This window comes from Candidatus Brocadia sp., from assembly GCA_021646415.1.
Taxonomy (GTDB): domain Bacteria; phylum Planctomycetota; class Brocadiia; order Brocadiales; family Brocadiaceae; genus Brocadia.
Genome location: SOEU01000030.1, coordinates 1 through 16639, shown reverse-complemented (window position 1 = coordinate 16639; position 16639 = coordinate 1). Strand labels below are relative to the sequence as shown.

The following is a 16639-nucleotide window of genomic DNA, read 5'->3' as shown; positions in this document are numbered from 1 at the left end:
AAGCTGCGATGGATGAAGGCTAAGACTTCTTGCGGGAATGGTAAGTATACAGCAAGGTAATATAGAGACCTTGCTCCTTTAGGAAGTTCGTTACGGGCAATCCTGTAAGAGCCTATACCTTATCCACTTAACCTGGAAATGGCGCCGCCACTTCAGTAAGTACACTCACCCGTATTTGAATGAGCTGCAATTTTTCCAGATCATAGGTTAGACTCCAAAAAGATGATACTATTAGTCATGCTGCCTTTGGCAGCAACTTTTAAGCCCCCCCTCCAACAAGGGGGGCTGGGGGTGGGTTATAGCAGATTTACACACCCCTTAATCCCCTCTTTCTAAAGGGGAAATAACCAACTTTAAATTCCTTTACTTTAAAGTAAACCTTCGGTAACTTACTTTTACCACAAAACACTAATATTTTCAATAGCAAATGATATAAATTATACAGGTGAGCTGGTATTTTGCAATATCAAAAAGCTACGTATTCTGTAACTTTTCCAGAGTCTCCCATCGTTGATAGGCTTCTGCCAATTCGCGTTCCAGGGATAATGCCCTGGCCTTGACATTCGCAATCTCGTCTTTCCCCTTTTGAAAAAACATGGGGTCACTCATGGTTTGGTAGAGTTGCTGCTGTTCTGCTTCCAGGGCTTCAATACGTTGTGGCAAGGCATCAAGTTCACGTTGTTCCTTAAAGGTGCGCTTACGGGGCCGTTCGCATTGCCTGCGCACCGGTTCTGTCTTTGCCGGAATTTTCTCCGGAACATCTTTCTTTTTTCCTTCGTTCTGACGCTGCCAATCGTCATACCCGCCAATATACTCACAGACCTTTCCTTCCCCTTCAAACACAAAGGTACTGGTTACTACATTATTGAGGAAGGTTCGATCATGGCTGACGAGAAGAAGAGTACCCTTATAGTCTAAAAGCCATTCTTCTAAAAGCTCTAAGGTCTCTAAATCCAGATCGTTCGTGGGTTCATCCATCACAAGGACATTGGACGGCCTTGCAAATAGCCGTGCCAGCAGGAGACGGTTACGCTCCCCACCCGAAAGGGCATTCACTGGTATGCATACACGATCCGGGGAAAACAGAAAATCCTGCAAATAACCGATAACATGCCGTGGTTTGCCGTTAAAGATGATGATGTCGTTTCCATCCCCGACATTATCAAAAACTGATTTATCCTCTTTCAATTGAGCGCGGAGTTGGTCGAAATAGGTAATGTTGAGACGGGTACCATGGCGCACATTGCCCTGCCGGGGAGCCAATTCTCCTAACAGAAGTCGCAGAAGCGTGGTCTTGCCCGATCCGTTGGGACCAATAATCCCGATCTTATCACCCCGCATAATTGCTGCGGAAAAGCTGCTGATAACCGGTTTGGTATCGTAACCGTAGGTGACATCTTCAGCCTTTATCACAAGGGCACCAGATCGTTCAGCTTCCTGGGTCTGCATGCGCACCGTGCCCATGACCTGGCGCCGTTCCCGCCGGACATTACGCATATCTTCCAGTGCCCGCACACGCCCTTCATTCCTGGTACGTCTGGCCTTGATCCCCTGGCGGATCCATATCTCTTCCTGCGCCAGTTTCTTGTCAAAAACGGCCTGCTGACTCTCGTCTGCATCGAGGACTGCCTGCTTGCGCACGAGAAAGGTTTCATAATCACACGCCCAGCTTGAAAGCCTTCCCCGGTCAAGTTCAATAATGCGGGTGGCCAGTTTTTTCAGAAACGTACGGTCGTGGGTAACAAAGAGTAGCGTGCCTCCGTAACGCAGGAGAAACTCCTCCAGCCAGCTGATTGAATCAACGTCTAAATGATTGGTAGGCTCGTCAAGCAACAGAATATCGGGATCACACACCAGACCCCTGGCAAGCAACACCCGGCGTTTGAGACCAGACGAAAGTGTATTGAATTCGGCATCGGCATCTAATTGCATCTGCGAAAGTACCTTTTTGACCTGATGCTGTTTTTTCGACTCCGGAGCGATATTCCGTGTAGACTTACTACGATCCGGCATCTCAAACCCGCCGGATACGATGTTGAATACGGTACCCTGTAATTCCCCGGGAATTTCCTGAGAAAGATAAGCGGTGTGCAGCCCCTTTTGCCTGACAATTTCGCCTGAATCGGGAGTCAGGTCTCCATTGATCAGCTTGAGCAAGGTAGACTTACCTGTGCCATTGCGACCAAGAAGGCATACCCTTTCGCCCCGTTCTATCTGCAAATTCGCATGTTCGATCAACAATGGCCTTCCAAAGCCCATCGTTACATCCTGTAAGCTTAACAATGCCACGTATATCCTCCTGACATAATTTCCAAACGACTCTATATTGAAATTCCTCAGAATCAAGGATAATGACAAGGAATGCAATTGTCTGCAACCAATTTTTAAAAATGCTACGATAATTTTACCCGGAATGTCTTAAAATCCAAGATAGGGAAATATATGCAGCCCATTTGCAATAAATTGGTTGTACATCTCCCAAAATTTCTCTTGACCTGTTGCATAAAATACCGTATTTTCCAGTCACCGACAGAAATGCAATCCATGTTTTCAGCCCCACTGAGACTCTTCCAGGTAATCGCCCGGTGGTGTTGCATGCGTTGAAATAGTTGCAGTTCTTAATCACGTAAATTGTGAATCTTTTCTTAAACAAGGATATTATGACATAACGCAGCAAAGCTGCAACCAAATCCCCCTTAGGAAAGGGGTGAAGGGGGTTGTAAAATAACTTGTTAAAACATGTCCTCGTGAAACTCGTTCTTGAAAAAGCGGGGAATGGGGAAGGGAAGATTTTGCAAGATAAACCCTCATGAGCAAAAGGCTCACAAAAGAGCATGAAAATCGTCACCTTCCCTTAATCCCCTCAAGGGAGGGAAAGCTCCCTCGCCCCTTGAGGGAGAGGGTCTGGGTGAGGGGTATTTTCGTACCAATACTATAGTGCTATTAATGAAAGACCTTACCTCAAACATCACAGATATTACCGTGTTTTTGCAGAAATTATATCATGGGAACGCTGAGACTGTAAAGCAGTCCCTTGAAGAGATTGGCAGGATTGGAAAAGGAAATCAGGAAGCCATGAAGGCGCTTCAGGAATTTTTGAGAAGAGAACACCGTATGCCCCTTCGCATTTTGGCGACCCAAATCATTTCGCAAATAAAGGAGTATACTCCGCCTCCTGCAGAGAGATTGAAAAAACCTGGCATCTTTCAGTGTCCCGGTGCGGAGAAGATAAAAAGGGTGGAGATTATCGATGTAACGTGTCCGCACTGTCATAAGCAGAGTACGGCGTCGGTGGCCGGTTTCGAGCATGAGTTTGCCTGTGAGCTTTGCGGGAAAACGGTGCAGCGTGAAGTGCCGGAGAGTTGTATTGAAAAGTGCCCGGTGGGAAGCGAGTGTGTTGGTGAAGAGCGGTATCGGAAATATCTGAAAGGCAGAAAGAAAACTCCTTCATGAAAAAGGAGAGGGAGTTTTGGATTCCTGTTTCTGCAATAAATTATGAGTCATACGGAAGAAAATCAACATCAGGATAAAACGATATTTATTCAGGAAACCCTTTCCGGGTTGAACCTAACGCAGGAGGATTTCTCTAACCGGCGCCTGATTGGTAGTACAGTTCAGTCCTTCAAGATGCAGGATGGGCGTTGCCGTTATCTCCGAGCGCAGGATACCCGTTTCCAAAATTTTTCCGTTGACCACGTCCTGTGTGATCAGGGACATTATCAGGATTGCGCATGGACAGGTTTGGAAGTACGGAATTCTTTTTTTAGCGAAAGTCATTTTTCCGGATGTACGTTTGAGGCGACAAAGGGAGAACTCAGTTCGTTTGGCCTATCAGTTTTTTCCGGCTGCAAACTCCGTGGTTCCCGGCTCAGAGAGGTCTCCTTGAGCGGCACCTGGTGGCAAGGCTGCCGGTTTGAAGAGGAAGATTATTTCTTTGCCCGATTTCCCTCGTCGGTCTTTATTGAAACAACGTTCGCGGGATGCCGTTTGCAAAAGGCCATTTTCCGTGCGGCAACCTTCATCCGCTGCACTTTTGAGAAATGCACACTCAACGAATCGGTATTCCACAAGGCCAGATTTATCGACACGAAGTGGATTGACACCGACATTCAGCAGGCGGCCAACCTGGAGCGGGTTCGGTATGATTAGCCGGATCTCCTGAGCCAATATAAATAACACCGTTCATGGTGAGCCTGCCGAACCACGAACGCATTAAATGAGGCCACTGGCGACTCCCCCCCTGTTTCTTCTCCTCGTAAAACAGGAGGGACAAAAAGCGTCTCCCCCCGTTTACGGGGGGATTATGGGGGGTAATTGAAATGCCTTTTCGCTAATTTACTCATTCTGTGCTTGTATGTCATATACACATTGTCCATTGGGTATCGCATGATGATACACGATCTGATATTGAAACGCTTTACGGTAGGGAGCTTCCCGATTAACGGGTATTTGGTGGCCGATCCCATGACACGGGTCGGGGCATTTATCGATCCGGGCGGTTTCAGCGAAGAGATTGAGGCATTTGTTAAAGAGCGAAAAATCCTACTGCAGCATCTTTTTATTACGCATGGCCACTGGGACCATACCGAAGGGTTAACGGAGTTTACCAGCCGCTACCAGCTACAAAGCTATGCCGGAGAGGGGGAGGTAGATACTGTCAGCCATTCGTTGCGGGGTGGCGAGACCATCAAGGTCGGACATTTACGAATTCATGCACTCCCCATCCCGGGGCACACACCGTGTGGCATCTCGTACTACGTGTCCGGTTGCGTGTTTACCGGTGATGCCCTTTTTTGCGGTACGGTGGGTGGCACCGGTTCATTAAAAGAGGCCAAACGCCAGATCGACCATATCCGCAAGCACATCTTTTCCTTGCCGGACGAGACCATGGTATTTCCTGCCCACGGGCCCATGACTACCGTGGGTATTGAAAAATACACCAATCCCTTTTTCAGATAAGCGAGGGTATGGGTATTCATACAAAAGAAATTTTGTGGCATAATAATCCCTAACGCTGCAATCAAAAGAATTGAACCACGAAAAAACAGCCAATCACGATAGTTCCATACGATTAGAATTAAAGGAATTTCAATGTTTGTTGAAATCAGAACACTGTCAGGGTTTAGCACCCTGACAGTGTTAACTTCCATTTACTTCTACGTGTGGCCGCAAACAATGTCACCGAAGGCCTAATTAAATCTGATATGACAGTACGGCACGGATAATTTGATTTGCTGGAAGAGAGGAATAAGGTATTGACGGCATAACTTTTATGATTGCAAAAAAAACGATATATTTACTAATATAAGCATAGCATACTATACATATTTGACATATTATATCACTTTTGATGTTAAATGTGGGGCAATTTTTTAATCAAACTGAGGTTCTTGGTGTACTCCGCGGGTTTAACCCGTGGTGGTCTGATAAGTCGTATGCGTGCCATGACTTCAGTCAAGTAGGTGGTACTGCCCACCAAAATAAATTCCATGATTTCATAATCAATATTTTGTTTGCTCGTAGTGATTGTGGGCGAAAGTACGCTGAGTAGTTACCCTTATAAAGGCATTTGGCAAATGAGAATATTTGTTGATTGCATAAGTTTCGAAATTATGCGCAATTCAGGAATAAAAACCATTTTCACCTTTGATGCCCATTTTGAAGAACAGGGCTTTCATTGCATTCCTTAAATACTTGATTCACTGTTCCCGGCAGTAGGGACACGAAGGCAATCATTCGCAAGTAGGGTTATTTTCTCAAACGAATTTTCCATTGAAATATCCGTTCTTAATACATCCATTGAAAAAATGCAAAATGGTTATACATGGAAATTATCCTTTATATGTAAAAGTAGACTAAAAAAAGACGTCTTCCTCGGTTGATTAAATTTGATGTAAAAGTAGGCATGAATAATTTGATTTGTTGGGTTTTCGCTTTACTCAACCTTAGTGTGCCAAGAAGAATAGCAAAGCTGTTTATACTATATAAAAGATGAGAGTAGGCCTCTCGGAATCGATGTAAAGGCGTGGGTTCCAAACCTTCCCAAGCTGCTGTGGTAAAGAGTCATGGTGGTAAGCGTTGTGGAAAAAGACAAAACAACGATTTAGTCAGGTGTGTATTTGAGAGACGAACGCAAGTGAACCACTGATGAGGTGTCGAAAGTAAGACCGGTGTTGTCAAAACCAGAGGACTAGGGTGCTTTTGGGATAAGTTTGGAGGAAACCTTTTACTGTCCAAACGGCAACCGGCATAGAGGTGGCGTGAATCAAATATGGGCTTTTATATGGAACTTGGGAACCTGTCGTGTTGATGCTAAGGGAGCGAGCCAAGCAGAAGCCCTGTAAGGCTTTGAGTACTAATGCAGCGCACAGGGGCGGATCAGTTCGTAGTAGTGTAGAAGTTTCTGTAATGGAAATGGAGCGAAGGGGCTGACATGTCCAAAATAAATATAGGTCAACCAGAAGTGGGAGGAACCTTAACAATTTATGCAAACTTGTTATTTTGCAAGGGACCCTCTGTGTCAATAATAGTTGGACACTTTACCCCATATAGTTTAGTGTAGGGCGTAAAGGAGAAAAACTATGAAAAACAGTAATACAATAAGTCTGAAAACAGATAACCTGTCTGTGGAAACGGAAGGAGCCCGTAGGGCGACTGGAGTTTCCCCTGGCGGCGCAATCCAAAGCGGTCATTTTCCTGACCCTGAGGTAACCGAGAAGGCTGTTCGCCGGAAATTCACCGCAACATACAAACTCCGCATCCTTCAAGAGGCGGAAGCATGTACTACACAGGGTCAAATTGGGGCGCTTTTACGCCGTGAAGGACTCTACTCGTCTAACCTCACCACATGGCGTCGTCAACAGGAGAAAGGCGCCCGGGAAGCGCTTTCCCCAAAACATCGTGGTCCAAAGGCGAAAAACATGGATCCTTCCGTTTGTCGTATTGCTGAACTGGAAAAAGAAAACCTGCAACTGAAAGAGAAACTCAAACAGGCAGAAACCATTATTGACGTCCAAAAAAAACTCTCGGAAATACTTCAGATACCGCTCGATCCAACAGGAGAGAAGATATGATGCGTGCCGCTGAATCTCTTGCTCAACAGGTACGTATCAAAAGCAAGGGGCAAGGTGGGGGCAAGGTGTCACACCTTGATTTGTGATTATACAGGATACAGGCTGAAAACTGATACCTGACAACTGACAACTTTTGAAAAACAGGAATGCTTGTGTCTGCTATTTGACAGATGAAGAAATGTTTACCATATTACCGGAACGAGATGAGATTCGGTTATTGCACTATCTGCGGTAACAAGTGACACTGCTTGCCCAAGCTCTTCGGCAAACTGGATTGCGGTACCGACAATGATAGCGTCGTGGATGTCAAAGCTGGTGGGTGCAATGGATACAATAGAAAGGTCCATTGGATGGAAAAGGACATTTTCAGCCGTTTCACATTGTTGCATGACCTCTTCAAAGGGTAGTGATATACGTTTACGGTGATAAAGGTATTTTATTTCCATCATGACTATTGATGGAATGATAATGATATTGGAAGAGTCAGATAATGCTGATTTTGCCTTTAAAGATAGTCGAGGATTTGCTGTGAGGAACCATACCCATGGGTGTGTGTCAGTTACTATATGCACTAAATAGACTCCTTTAGTTTTATCTTAACGGCTTCTATATCTTTGGGGGTAATATCCTGGCTTCCTTTGATCAAACCGTAAAGAGTCGCTGAAGTATGAATCTTAACTTTAGGTTTTTTAGATTTCACCTGAGTTTTAAGTGCCTGGAGTTTTAATTCTATCAATTTGATTTCGTTTAATAAATTTGATTTATGCATAACAGTCATCCTTAAATTATTAAGAGATTTAAATCTAATATCGTCATAATGGTTTTTCATGAAACCATTTGAATTTTACTTTGATAATAAGAAATAGTCAATAAGGGATACAAACAGTCGGGTAGAGCAGGGATTGCCTGTCATATATTTTGATTTATGTGGACAATTTGTGCGGATATGGGAAGCATGAAAAAGGGGGCAGGGGAAAGTGTCCAGGGGGCAGCTAACAGGGGGCAAGGTGTCACACCTTGATTTGTGATTATATATGATTGGCGGTAGATTTAGTAAAGTAGGGTAGGCACTGCCTACCAAAATTGATCAATCAGGATAGTCCTTGCATGAAAGATCTGTAATTGGAGTGATGATCGTATCCACTTCTACGTTAAATATTCAGGTATCTATCGTTTTTAATTGTAAGATTAATTGGCAGGTAATACCTGCCCTACTTGGCTATTCAGCGAAACTGCCAGATGGTGTTTTCTCCGAATAGCTAAGAGCCAATAGGGAAAAACGGACAGACCGGAAAATCCCAAAGGGATGACATGATTATAGAAAAGGCACACCACAATAATTAACCCCGTAGGGGTGAAATAACGCGAAAATGAATGATACCATGCCACCTTTACGGGGTTAACAATAACCGTATAACGATATGCTATAATAATGACATCCCTTCGGGATTACAGAACCAACATTTTGTTCCCTCGTAGTGATTGTGAGCAAAGGTACGATGAATAGTTGCCTTTATAGTTAGAAAAACGTATCCATGGGTATAAGAAACGACGTTCCTGAAATACCGATCATTCGTCCGCCAAGCGAGTGGCGCAGCCTGCTCGTGCGTATTACGAGGGGGTGTAAATGGAACCGATGCCGTTTCTGCGGCATCTATCCCTACCTTGGAGAGCCGGGATTTTCCGTTCGGTCGGTGGCTGAGATCAAACGCGATATCGATCTTCTCAAACTTCGCCATCCCGATGCGGAAACTGCATTCTTCGGTGATGCCGACCCTCTGCAGGCAGGTGTTGATACCTTTGTCGAAATTGCCGGATACCTTCGCAATGCCTTGCCGATTAAGAGGCTTACCTGTTATGCCCGGGTATCGACACTCTGGAAATTCAAAAGAGATGCAATCACGATGCTTGCGCAGGCAGGTCTGAACAGGTTACATATCGGTCTTGAATCCGGAGACGCCGAAACCCTGCGCTTTCACCGGAAAGGGCAAACGCCTGAAATGGTGAAGGAAACAGCAGCCTGGCTTAAGGAAGCGGGCATCGAAATATCCTTTTATGTACTCCTGGGACTGAGTGGCAGGGATCATTGGCAGCGGCACATTCAGGAGACGGCAAGGATCATCAATGAAACCGAACCTGAATTCGTGCGCATCAGGAGACTGTGGCCGTATGAAAACAATAACTCGTCTTCCGGACCGGAATCCCCGCTTCTCCATGAAATACGAACCGGTAATTTTATTCCGCAAACCCCGGAAGGCACCGTCCTGGAACTCAGGCTGCTGATTGAACGGCTTCACGACCTTTCCACGTTTGTCACCTGCGATCATGGAAACAACTATGTCCAGGTATCCGGCAGGGTAGATGAGGACAAGCAAGCGATGCTTGCAAAAATTGACGCCTTCCTTGCACTTCCGGAAAGTGACAGGGAAGCACACTATCGGGCAATCGGCTCACGGATTTAAAAAAGAGTAGACGACGGGGCATTTTAACATGAATGATTTGACAGCAAAATAGTCGCAATCTCTATTATTCGATAGCCAGTTCCCTACGCTACCCGGATTTCCCACTTCGCACGATTCGCCACCCGCTTCTGCCTGCAATCTTCTGTCTTCGGGGATCTGACCTCTGGGCTTCTGGTCTCTGCTCATGTTTCTCTCAAATATCCCCAGGTGTGGAGTTTGTCTGAATCTTCGAACCATCGCTCGCCGATGTCGTCTCTGTAGTAGACGTGCGGTATGATGATGTTTTTGATTCTTTTGTAGACTTGTGCTTGTGCTTCTTTCATTGTTTGTCCTGTTCCACATACGATGAGCACGACTCCTGTGTTTCCTGTGACAATCCATTCGTCGTTGACGAGTTTAACGTCTTCTATGTGTATTCCCTCTGCTGGTTTTTTCTTGAAGTGAATGATGGAGTCCTTTGATTTGATCCTGAATGTTTCTTTATCGTTGAAGGGGAATGGTGGTACGACGCGTCGTACGCCTATTTGGAATCCTTTCTTGGTTTTGAATTCTTTGAGTCTTCCTGTTGCAATGCCATGGAGAAATTCTCCGATGGGTGTGAGCATTCCTTCTTGTTGTATGCTGATGGTGGGGTAGCCAAAGCGCGAAGTCCACTCGAGTGGGTAGATGCCGTTATTATTCACGATGCAGTTGATGTCGATATAGCCTACGTACTGCTCTTCTGTAAGTTTTTGTTCGAATTTTTTGAGCGTTGCGTTGAAGATTTTATTCGGTCCTGACCAGAACATCGAAGTTCCCATTTCTCCTGTTGATGGTCCGAGGTTTCCCGGAAAGAGTTTTTTGTGTTCGAAGTTGACGTTGATGGGGTAGACAAATTCTTTTCCGTTGAAGAATGCTCCGACTGCGATTTCTACTCCCGTGATGCGTTTTTGGAGTTGGAAGACAGGTATTTTTTTCGCAAGTGTTTTTTTGTAATCTTCGAGTACTTGTATGACGTCTTTTCCGTCTTCTTCTTCTCCGACGAAGAGGAGTCCTTTCGTGTTTTGTGATTCTCCGCTTGGCTTGATGACGTAACGTCCGGGGTTTTGATGGACGTAGATCACGGCATCTTCAAAGTTTGTGAACTCTTTGTAGAGGACAATGGGTATGCCATACTTTTTGAGTTCTTCTTGTCCAAAGGTGCGATCGTCTTCGAGCTTGTCCGTGTATGGTGTTCCTCCGATCACATTTTTTCCTTGTTGCCGTAATCGTTGTGCTTTAGCTCCTTGTCCGAGCACGTCGTCGAAGACGATCACATCTGCCCAGGCGACTTCGGCTTCCCAATTGTCTACTTTTTGTACAAATCCGTCGCCGACTTCTTTGTCCTCTTCGCTTTCAGTGTAAAACTTAACGTTGTGTCCTTCCCTGGCGACGTGCCAAGCGATGTCAGCAATCAAAGCGTCGATGGTGACGAAGAGAAAATTCTTCGGAGTAAGTGTTTTCTGATCGTTCAATGGTACCTCACGAGATAATAGAAAGATGATAGGAAATTGCTTTTTCTCTTGTAGATAAATAATAAAATAAAAATGAAGAACATTGCAAGGTATTTAATTCTTTTCAGCTAAATTGAATGCCAGGAAAGAGTGAAAAAGCACGGTCTCTTCCTCAAATAGGATTATATTGTCCCTTGTCCTCATAAGGTACTATGAACACCTCCGACGCCCGATATAATCATATGGAGGAGGGAAAGGGGTCACCATATCTCCCCTCTATCAAGAGGGACGGGGGGTGTGTTATTTGTTTCATGTATTTCCCGAACCTTAAAAAGGAAACAATGATTTGATATTAAACGTTAACCTTTCCTATAACAAGATAACAGACTTGATTATACTTGAAAAATAACAAGAAGAACGGGGTGGACGCGTTTTTTTGTAATCATTATTGACCTTAAATGGAGTTTTTCAAAAACCTGTTCATGTCAAATATCCCATCAAAACCCCTCGCCCGGCTGCTCCTTCGACAATTATTCAACAGCACAGAACAAAGGGGACAGAATAAGAGCACAAAATCAATTCCTATCCGGCTTCTGAGTATTAGTAGTTGAAGGCGGCAGAATGGGAAAAAGAATAGACGGCTGGTCTCCGGTTAAGGTTCTCAGGAAAGCAACAATTTTATCGGTTTCATCCTCAGTAAATGTTCCTCCCAGCTGATATTCTGCCATGATTTTAACTGCCTCATGCAAGCTCCATGCGCTTGCGTCGTGGAAATAGGGGGCTGTTAATTCGATATTTCTCAGCAGGGGCACTTTAAACGCGTATTTATCTTTTTCCTCTTTTGTTACGTTGTATCTGCCAAGGGTCTGGGTGTCCTTGTCGTACGGTTTTGCAACTCCAAATTTGTGAAAAGAGTTTCCGCCTACACCAAAACCGTTATGGCAGGTTATACACCCTTTAGCCTTAAAGAGATCATATCCTTCCTTTTCCGATTCTGAAATTTTGTCATCGTAGCCGTTTAACCACGCATCAAATCTTGAGTTTGGTGTAGTTAGCGTCTCTTCAAATGCCGCAATAGCGTCAGCGACGTTATCAATGGTAATTTTATCATCTTTATACACTTCTTTAAACCAGTGCACATATGCCGGTATCGATTGCAATACGCCCACGGCAAGCTCATGGTTTGAAGCCATTTCCATAGGATTGGCTATGGGACCTTTTGCCTGTTCTTTCAGGTCCTTGGCACGTCCATCCCAGAATTGTGCCAGACTGAATTTTGCATTCAGGACGGTGGATGAGTTTATCGGGCCAAGCATCCATTTATGTCCGATTGAGGTGGGCAAATTATCCACACCGCCCGTTGAGAGATTATGGCAGGAATTGCATGTGATCCAGCCGGATTTGGACAATCTGGGTTCAAAAAACAATTTCTTTCCTAATTCTATGTTTGCGGTGTCGTAATCAAAGCTGATACGAATTGGCTGGATAGGTTCCTTTGAACGTTCTGATACAGCGCCACCCTGCATCCTTCCGCCTCTGCCATACCCTATATGCCGCTGCGATCATCGGCAATCGTAGCCGTTGGTATCACGCCATTGACAACGACAAAGACCGACAAACAGGTCATCGCAGCAAGTTTAATAATCTTCATGTATTCTCCTTTTTTGTAAATAATGAGCGTGTGTGCTTCTTTATTTCCGCTTTTCAAATAACCGTGCCACTCCTCATAACGTACTGCCTATAAACAATAAGATGTATTGTGTCAAAATTGTCAAGGGCATTTATGCGTATTGTCCTCTGCGCCGCTTAATCTGGACATTTGCCCGATAGTTGACAGCTTGCCGTTCACCCCTGACCTCTGGCAACTGAAACCTGAGAACCATGTTTTTCACATCAGAGAGAAACATGCCACAGAATCGCTCTTCAACCATGAGCGATGAGACATATCTCATTTTGAATTTATCCTTGTAACTCATGCATGAACGGTATATATTTATCGTATATACTATTAGGGAGGTGAAATATGAAGACGGCAAAGCTTTTTAAAAATGGCGAGAGCCAGGCTGTGCGGTTGCCAAAAGAGTTCAGATTCAAAGGCGATCATGTTTTTATTAAAAAAGAAGGGGACATCGTTCTCCTTATTCCCGAAAAAAAGATATGGGACACACTTATCAAGAGTCTCGAAAAATTTTCTGATGATTTTATGAGTGAAAGAACTCAGCCTGAAACGCAAAAGCGCGAGGGAATGTTTGATGAAGTTCATGCTTGATACCAATATCTGTATTTACCTCATCAAACGCCGGTCTGAGAAAATTATAGAAAATCTTAAAAAATATACCGCAGGTGAAATAGGCATCTCTTCTATTACTCTCGCAGAACTTCAATACGGTGTTGCCAAAAGTCAGCACAAGAAACAAAATAGAATTGCCCTTGAAGAATTTGTCCTGCCTCTTGAAATTGTCCCTTTTGACGAGAAGGCGGCAGAAACTTATGGAATAATCCGTTCGCAACTTGAAAAGACCGGTAAACCTATCGGCTCTCTGGATACATTGATTGGGGCGCATGCCCTGAGTGTCGGCGTAACCCTTATTACTAACAATATCAGGGAATTTAAGCGTATAAAGAGCTTAAAGGTTGTGGACTGGACTGTCTGAGGATTAATGAATATGAATTTCCCTGTTAATTAAGCTGGTTTTTGGGTGGCATGGACAAACTTGTTTGTCCGTGTTTAGCTTGATGCTAAGGAATTTCAAAGTTGCTGTTGTAGAGCGAAGAGGCTCTTCGCTCTACATTGAAAAGTTGCCGAAGGCCTGGTTTGATGTTTCATTTTACAGTTGCCACAAAGGCACTAAGAGACCAATGTTTTTCTTTGTGACTTTGTGATTTCTGTCGAAAAAGTTAGTGACTGTTTACTTTTTAGAAGTAACAATATACCCTTTCGTCATGCCTGATTAAAACTGCTATCATCGAGCCAAAACGGTAATCACAGGAGGCTAATATGGTACGGACTCAAATTCAATTGATAGAAGAACAGTGGTTTTCATTGCATTCCTTAAATATTTGATCCATTGTTCCCGGCAGTCGTGACAAGAAGACAAACATTCGCGAGTAAGGTTTTTCCTCAAACGAATTTTCCATTGAAATATCTGTTTTTATATTCCTTGAAAATTCAAAATATTGAAAACCTGGAATTTTCTTACTGATATAAAGGTGAACTCAAAAAGGGATGTGTCCCTCATTTGGTTAAGGAAGAAAACGGTTAAGAGAAAAACGAAAAGGGAGCAAGAATCTTTCGGCGCTCCTCGAAAAAATCGAAGCTGATTTGTCATTTAAAAAGATTTGACCCCCATTACCACCCTCTGGAATTACCGTAACGTTCTTCGCATTGATGGGATGAGTTATAGTGGTTATGTGGACAATGTTATGATACCGAAGATAAGGAAGTAAATGTTTATTTATCTCGATGAATCGGGTGATCTTGGTTTTGATTTTAGTAAGAAAAAGACAACAAAAAAGTTTGTTATTACTCTTTTAGTCTGTAATTCTGATATGGCACGAAAAGAGTTTACAAAAGCAGTAAGGCGTACTCTCAAAAACAAATTGAATCAGAAAAAGAAAAACTCACGACAGATAACAGAACTTAAAGGAATTAATACTACACTAGAAATAAAAAGGTACTTTTTCAGAAAGTACGAAAACAATGACATGGAATGGTATAAAGTTTATGGTGATAAGGTCAGATTTGAAACAGAGTATTTAAGATGAAACAAAAAAAGCGGCCCCTATAATGCCTATTTCCTCTGGCTCATTGCCAACCGATGGAAGGGAGCACCAGAGGCACATTATAGGATTTACTCGCCATGCTCAACAAGTATCAAGCTATAAATTGATTGTCAATTGTATTTTGAAGCTTATCAACGGTTTCAGGAGAAAAATATTCTTCATTACAGTTTTCACATACCTCAGCTGGCACATGTTCTACTGCAACCAATTCCCCCTGATACCATTGAGTGTAGGTAATATATTTCTGGATGGTTTTTCCATGACATACAGAACAGGTATTCATATTGTTCAGCACCGTGTTTAGTGTAACGAAATTTGTTTTCAGCAAAAGCATTGCGTATATCAGCGATATCCATGAAACAAATGTAACATAATGTTTTTCAGCATGTCAAACGGAAATAAAGAAGGGATTGTAGGTTTTCTATTAATTATGTTGCTCCTGACGTAGTTTTGAATGGTATAATTTCAAAAAACTTAATTGATACGATATTTTTAAATTATCGGTTTTGTTTATTTGTTGGAGAAAATTGATGTTATTGATGAAGGTGTTTTTAGCAAGTTTGGTGGTTATGTTGTTTTGCACAGTTTTCAATGGCTTTGCAGGAGGGGAACCGGTAAAAGGAGAAGAAAAGGAAAAAGGCGAACTGGCAAAGCTTATGGGTGAAATAGATAAGCATTATAAAGTTCTGGAACGGCTTTCGACCTATTTCTCCTTTGAAGAAGTGGAAAAAGAGCAGAAATTATACGACGATGCAAGCGCTAATCTCGTGGCGCTCTGTAAAACCGCTACAACGAAATTTGCCCGACTGGACGACGACAAATATCAGGAACTTAACCATGCGATGCTGACGGCATCTGAAAATATAGATGGTGTTTTGAGAGATAAGAATGAGGCTGTCACGCTGGAAGATGTACTCTGGCAAGTCGGGCTATTGCGACAGACTTGCGCTGACTGCCACAAACACCTGGATATAAAGCTCGGAACCGGCAAGCAGAGTAAAAACTGATTTATGGATTATAATTAGTGAAAAATATTATGAGTAAAACAAAAAAGAGTATTGATGAATTTTTCAGTAATGGCAGTGAAATAGACGAGGCTTTACAACAAGCTGTAAAAGAGTCTCTCTTAAAGCATAAAACAGCAGGCAACCCTATTACGTCATGGAAAGACGGGAAGATCGTGATAACAAAATTCCCTCTCCCTTGATGGGGGAGGATTAAGGTGGGGGTGACTAAGAATTGAAAAAAGAATAATAGTGGAGGTTGACGGAAGCCAACATTGTAAAGAAAAGGATAGCGAAAGGGATCAATGGTTTGAAGGGCAAGGCTTTAAAGTCCTAAGATTCTGGAATAATGAAGTTTTGAAGAATACTCAGGGAGTATGGGAAGCCATAAGAAAAGCATTGCTTGACTCACCCTCCCCTAACTCCTCCCATCGAGGGAGGGGAAGTTAATGATAGAGCCACAGAAAAGTCTGAAGAAATAATATTAAAGGGCGAATGGCAGATCTCCCTACACATTGATTTAAGAATGCCCCCATCATAATCGTTTGAAAACTCTGAATTAGGATGTTTGTAATATGAAAAAATCTAAGAGAGTGGTATGAAAAAAGCAACCCCCTGCATCGTTCAGTTGAGCGCTCATGACGAAGTCCACCCTATTCATAACTTGATTGTATAGGAATTTTCATTTTATTTATGCGGGTTACAGGGTGGCATGGACAAACTTTCAGACTGGGTCAAATGAAAAAATTTGTCTATATACAGTATTTATTGATGAAACGAGGCTCAAATACGGTATAATTTCCTACGAATCAAATATCTTCAATAGAACCAAAATAGAACCAAGG

Annotated in this window: 17 protein-coding genes; 10 read left to right on the top strand and 7 right to left on the bottom strand. The window is 43.3% G+C overall.

Annotated features, from left to right (window positions below; genetic code table 11):
• Nucleotides 1-474 precede the first annotated feature (474 nt).
• On the bottom strand, nt 475-2289 hold the full coding sequence (locus E3K36_16045) for an ATP-binding cassette domain-containing protein (GenBank protein MCF6156705.1): 1815 nt from the start codon (nt 2287-2289) through the stop codon (nt 475-477).
• Nucleotides 2290-2946: 657 nt separating this feature from the next.
• On the opposite strand from E3K36_16045, the gene E3K36_16040 reads away from it, so the two are divergent.
• The 4 genes from E3K36_16040 to E3K36_16025 all read left to right on the top strand — a co-directional run bounded on the left by E3K36_16040 (nt 2947) and on the right by E3K36_16025 (nt 7073).
• Entirely contained in the window at nt 2947-3453 is a 507-nt protein-coding gene (locus E3K36_16040; protein MCF6156704.1) for a hypothetical protein, read from the top strand.
• Nucleotides 3454-3495: 42 nt separating this feature from the next.
• Nucleotides 3496-4149 (top strand): pentapeptide repeat-containing protein, encoded by a 654-nt coding sequence (locus tag E3K36_16035; GenBank protein MCF6156703.1) that lies wholly within the window; start codon nt 3496-3498, stop codon nt 4147-4149.
• Nucleotides 4150-4386: 237 nt separating this feature from the next.
• The gene (locus E3K36_16030) at nt 4387-4959 is read left to right on the top strand and encodes an MBL fold metallo-hydrolase (GenBank protein MCF6156702.1); all 573 of its coding nucleotides are present in this window, start codon (nt 4387-4389) and stop codon (nt 4957-4959) included.
• 1622 nt (nt 4960-6581) lie between these two features.
• Nucleotides 6582-7073 carry a helix-turn-helix domain-containing protein gene (locus E3K36_16025; protein MCF6156701.1) on the top strand — a complete coding sequence of 164 codons (492 nt, stop codon included), beginning with the start codon at nt 6582-6584 and terminating at the stop codon, nt 7071-7073.
• Between the two features lie 182 nt (nt 7074-7255).
• On the opposite strand, the gene E3K36_16020 is transcribed toward E3K36_16025, so the two are convergent.
• Both E3K36_16020 and E3K36_16015 read right to left on the bottom strand, forming a co-directional pair.
• The gene (locus E3K36_16020; protein MCF6156700.1) at nt 7256-7645 is read right to left on the bottom strand and encodes a hypothetical protein; all 390 of its coding nucleotides are present in this window, start codon (nt 7643-7645) and stop codon (nt 7256-7258) included.
• The gene (locus E3K36_16015; GenBank protein MCF6156699.1) at nt 7645-7842 is read right to left on the bottom strand and encodes a hypothetical protein; all 198 of its coding nucleotides are present in this window, start codon (nt 7840-7842) and stop codon (nt 7645-7647) included. The genes E3K36_16020 and E3K36_16015 overlap by 1 nt, the downstream gene beginning before the upstream one ends.
• 766 nt (nt 7843-8608) lie before the next feature.
• Between E3K36_16015 and E3K36_16010 the strand changes: the two genes are divergently transcribed.
• The gene (locus tag E3K36_16010; protein ID MCF6156698.1) at nt 8609-9535 is read left to right on the top strand and encodes a radical SAM protein; all 927 of its coding nucleotides are present in this window, start codon (nt 8609-8611) and stop codon (nt 9533-9535) included.
• On the opposite strand, the gene E3K36_16005 is transcribed toward E3K36_16010, so the two are convergent.
• The 3 genes from E3K36_16005 to E3K36_15995 form a co-directional block, all read right to left on the bottom strand.
• Nucleotides 9524-9721 (bottom strand): hypothetical protein, encoded by a 198-nt coding sequence (locus E3K36_16005; GenBank protein ID MCF6156697.1) that lies wholly within the window; start codon nt 9719-9721, stop codon nt 9524-9526. The genes E3K36_16010 and E3K36_16005 overlap by 12 nt on opposite strands.
• Nucleotides 9718-11028 (bottom strand): phosphoribosylamine--glycine ligase, encoded by a 1311-nt coding sequence (locus E3K36_16000; GenBank protein MCF6156696.1) that lies wholly within the window; start codon nt 11026-11028, stop codon nt 9718-9720. Before E3K36_16000 ends, E3K36_16005 begins: the two co-directional genes overlap by 4 nt.
• Before the next feature lie 554 nt (nt 11029-11582).
• Nucleotides 11583-12533 carry a cytochrome-c peroxidase gene (locus E3K36_15995; protein MCF6156695.1) on the bottom strand — a complete coding sequence of 317 codons (951 nt, stop codon included), beginning with the start codon at nt 12531-12533 and terminating at the stop codon, nt 11583-11585.
• 497 nt (nt 12534-13030) lie between these two features.
• On the opposite strand from E3K36_15995, the gene E3K36_15990 reads away from it, so the two are divergent.
• The 3 genes from E3K36_15990 (at nt 13031) to E3K36_15980 (ending at nt 14772) form a co-directional block, all read left to right on the top strand.
• Nucleotides 13031-13276 carry an antitoxin gene (locus E3K36_15990; GenBank protein ID MCF6156694.1) on the top strand — a complete coding sequence of 82 codons (246 nt, stop codon included), beginning with the start codon at nt 13031-13033 and terminating at the stop codon, nt 13274-13276.
• Complete coding sequence (locus E3K36_15985) at nt 13260-13661, top strand: type II toxin-antitoxin system VapC family toxin (protein ID MCF6156693.1); 402 nt, start codon at nt 13260-13262, stop codon at nt 13659-13661. The genes E3K36_15990 and E3K36_15985 overlap by 17 nt, the downstream gene beginning before the upstream one ends.
• A gap of 793 nt (nt 13662-14454) precedes the next feature.
• Entirely contained in the window at nt 14455-14772 is a 318-nt protein-coding gene (locus E3K36_15980; GenBank protein MCF6156692.1) for a DUF3800 domain-containing protein, read from the top strand.
• A 109-nt stretch (nt 14773-14881) separates the two neighbouring features.
• On the opposite strand, the gene E3K36_15975 is transcribed toward E3K36_15980, so the two are convergent.
• Entirely contained in the window at nt 14882-15124 is a 243-nt protein-coding gene (locus E3K36_15975; GenBank protein ID MCF6156691.1) for a type II toxin-antitoxin system MqsA family antitoxin, read from the bottom strand.
• A gap of 196 nt (nt 15125-15320) precedes the next feature.
• Here E3K36_15975 and E3K36_15970 point away from each other — a divergent pair, with 196 nt between their 5' ends.
• Both E3K36_15970 and E3K36_15965 read left to right on the top strand, forming a co-directional pair.
• Complete coding sequence (locus tag E3K36_15970) at nt 15321-15797, top strand: hypothetical protein (protein ID MCF6156690.1); 477 nt, start codon at nt 15321-15323, stop codon at nt 15795-15797.
• Nucleotides 15798-16028: 231 nt separating this feature from the next.
• Nucleotides 16029-16244, top strand: coding sequence for a DUF559 domain-containing protein (locus tag E3K36_15965; GenBank protein MCF6156689.1), 216 nt, complete (start codon nt 16029-16031; stop codon nt 16242-16244).
• The last annotated feature ends 395 nt before the right edge of the window (nt 16245-16639 follow it).